This window comes from Brevundimonas sp. (assembly GCF_032017145.1).
GTDB lineage: Bacteria > Pseudomonadota > Alphaproteobacteria > Caulobacterales > Caulobacteraceae > Brevundimonas.
The window spans coordinates 1-2,268 of sequence record NZ_DALZQC010000205.1 but is presented as its reverse complement, the minus strand read 5'-3'; the positions used below and the strand labels follow the sequence as shown (position 1 = coordinate 2,268).

5 protein-coding genes are annotated in these 2,268 nt (G+C 66.9%); all 5 read right to left on the bottom strand.

Annotation, left to right across the window (positions count from 1 at the left end; all coding sequences use genetic code 11):
* Window positions 1-26 precede the first annotated feature (26 nt).
* A complete protein-coding gene (locus RTU05_RS17950) occupies window positions 27-458 on the bottom strand; it encodes a TetR/AcrR family transcriptional regulator (RefSeq protein ID WP_312599644.1) in 432 nt (143 codons plus the stop codon).
* Window positions 455-814: a hypothetical protein gene (locus RTU05_RS17945; protein WP_312599643.1), complete on the bottom strand. Its 360-nt coding sequence runs from the start codon at window positions 812-814 to the stop codon at window positions 455-457. The genes RTU05_RS17950 and RTU05_RS17945 overlap by 4 nt, the downstream gene beginning before the upstream one ends.
* Window positions 815-858: 44 nt before the next feature.
* Complete coding sequence (locus tag RTU05_RS17940; protein ID WP_312599642.1) at window positions 859-1,308, bottom strand: hypothetical protein; 450 nt, start codon at window positions 1,306-1,308, stop codon at window positions 859-861.
* 106 nt (window positions 1,309-1,414) lie between these two features.
* Window positions 1,415-1,876 (bottom strand): DUF2158 domain-containing protein, encoded by a 462-nt coding sequence (locus tag RTU05_RS17935; RefSeq protein ID WP_312599641.1) that lies wholly within the window; start codon window positions 1,874-1,876, stop codon window positions 1,415-1,417.
* Window positions 1,876-2,178 (bottom strand): hypothetical protein, encoded by a 303-nt coding sequence (locus RTU05_RS17930; protein ID WP_312599640.1) that lies wholly within the window; start codon window positions 2,176-2,178, stop codon window positions 1,876-1,878. Before RTU05_RS17930 ends, RTU05_RS17935 begins: the two co-directional genes overlap by 1 nt.
* Window positions 2,179-2,268 lie beyond the last annotated feature (90 nt).

Here is a 2,268-nt window from a genome sequence, read left to right as displayed (position 1 = left end):
GCCGCCGCCCTGCGCGCCGCCCGGCTTCAGGCGGACCGCAAGTCGCCGCTGACGGGGCCGGCGTTGTGCAGCGGGTTCAGGTTTTCGGGCGACAGGGTGGCCAGATAGACGCCGCCGGGCGCCTTTCGGAAAATATAGACCCAGTCCGGGCGCTGGGCCTCGATCAGGGCGACCTCTTCGGCGAGGTCCAGCGACGGCGGCGGGCCGCCCATGGCCAGCACCCACAGGCTTTCCTTGTCGGGTGCGGTGGCGAAGACGGCCCCCGTCGACATCCCTGCCCTGCGCGCGATGTCGCGCACGCCGGAGGGGAAGTAGCCGGTGTTGGTGAAGGCGAAGCGCGCGGCCTCGATTACGCGAAGGGCTGTCAGCTCCTTGGAGATTTGGCGCTTGCCGCGGCGCGTGCCGTCCGGCTCGGTCAGCGGCACGTTGGCGTTGGTGACGACTAGGGGCGCGTTCATGCCTCGGCCTCCCCGATTTCGCGCGCTTCCTCGCACGTCAAAGTGTGGTGTTCAGGCTCGTCGATCTGACCGCAGGAAATGCAACGGTGCGTGCCGTCGCGCACCGGCCCTGGATAAGGGATGACACGTCGAAACTGACCGAAGTCGCCGAGGGTGATGGTCTGAACGGGGTCACGGAACCGGAACGGCGCGCCGTTCAGACCAGTGATGTTGTAAGGGTGGAGTTCATCGACGCCAGACTTGGAGACGAAGAAGCCGCTTGCGCGCTCGTCCCAGTGATCGAAGGTGACGGTGATCTGACGAGACGATCCGTGGCCCCTCATGCGTAGCCGGTCGCCCTTCTTCAACACCGGCAAGGCGCGGATGTAAGCGCGGGCGCAGTGTTCGCGCTGATAAGGGGTCATGCCATCGGCTCCCAGGCCAGCAGGGTGCGAACCGAGAACGGGACCTTGGCGCCGCCGACCGAGGCCCACAGGTGGGCGTAGTCGTCATAGCCCAGGGCGACGGCCAGCTTGTCGCCCGCGTCCGCCCGGTCATGCGGGCTGCCCTGTTCGGCGTTGGTCAGCAGGGCGTGGACGCCCTCGACCGAGCCGGGCCGGGCCTCGGCGCTGACGATGCGCTGAACGCCTTCGGCATTGAAGACGACTTCGGCGTTCAGGATGCAGCGCAGGGTGGCGACGTGCCGGATCGGGTTTTCACGGTTGCGGGCGATCATCAGATGAATGCGCGAGCCGGGGCAGCCATGTTCGTTGGTCGCGCCGGCGCGACGCGGCTTCTGCAGCATGCCCAGGCGCTTGCCGCGCAGGATGGCGGATTGGTCCGTGTCGGACGGGAGGGTGTAGGCGACCATCAGTCTTCTCCTCGGTGAGGCCAGCCCTGGATGGCGATGACCACGGCGGCAAGGACGGCGAGCGTGACCACGCTCCGGGCGATGATTTCGGCGATCTGGACGGCCATCAGAACGGCGTCCCCCGTTCGTGCGGCAGGACGTCGGGCGCGCTTTCAATCACGGCGATGTCCAAAGTGTCGGTTTCAATGCTGTTGCCGGTGTTGGCGCACATCAGTGACCACGCGACATCGACCTCTTGCAGATGGCCAGCCGTGGGGTCGCCGCACGTCGCGTCACTGGTGCGCAGCTTGATAACGGTCATGCGATGCCCGCCGGATTTGAGGCGAACGACATCGCCGACCGCGAAAGTGTGCGGCTGAAGAGGATCGCGCAGCGGTTCAAGCGCGTGCATTTGCAAGAACGCCATGGCGTCTTCGTCGCCCATAGTCGCGCCAACGATCTGACGGCCCGCAGGCAGGCTCAAGAGGGCCACGGTCAACTCCCCCGTAGCGCTCTTGTGGGTGACCTCCATCGCCCTCACCGTTCGGTTCTGGCGGCGGATTTTCAGTGTGCGGCTTGAGACGATCATTACGCCGCCTCCGCCGTCGTCGGCATCGCGTGGCGCGGTCGGAAGAAGTCGCCGAGCTTGCCGGTTCTGCGGTCGATGTGGCGGGCGATCCCGAAGACATCGTGCGCCAAGTTGAAGTTGTCCGCCGCCGCCAGCCGGACCAGGTCCAGGGGGCAACCGTTCGCATGGCAGGCGGTCAGGTCCATTTCGGTGGACAGGCGGTCCAGGACGCCGTCCTGCGCTTCCACGATGGCCTCGGTCCGATCCACGATGGCGTCGATCAGGGCGGCGTCCTCGTCGGACACGTCGAATGAAACAGTCATCAGGTCAGGCTCCGTTGCAAAAGAAGGGCGGCGGTCGCGGCCGAGGCGGCGGCGGTGCGCAGGGCGGGCGCCAAGGACGGCGCGGCGGGG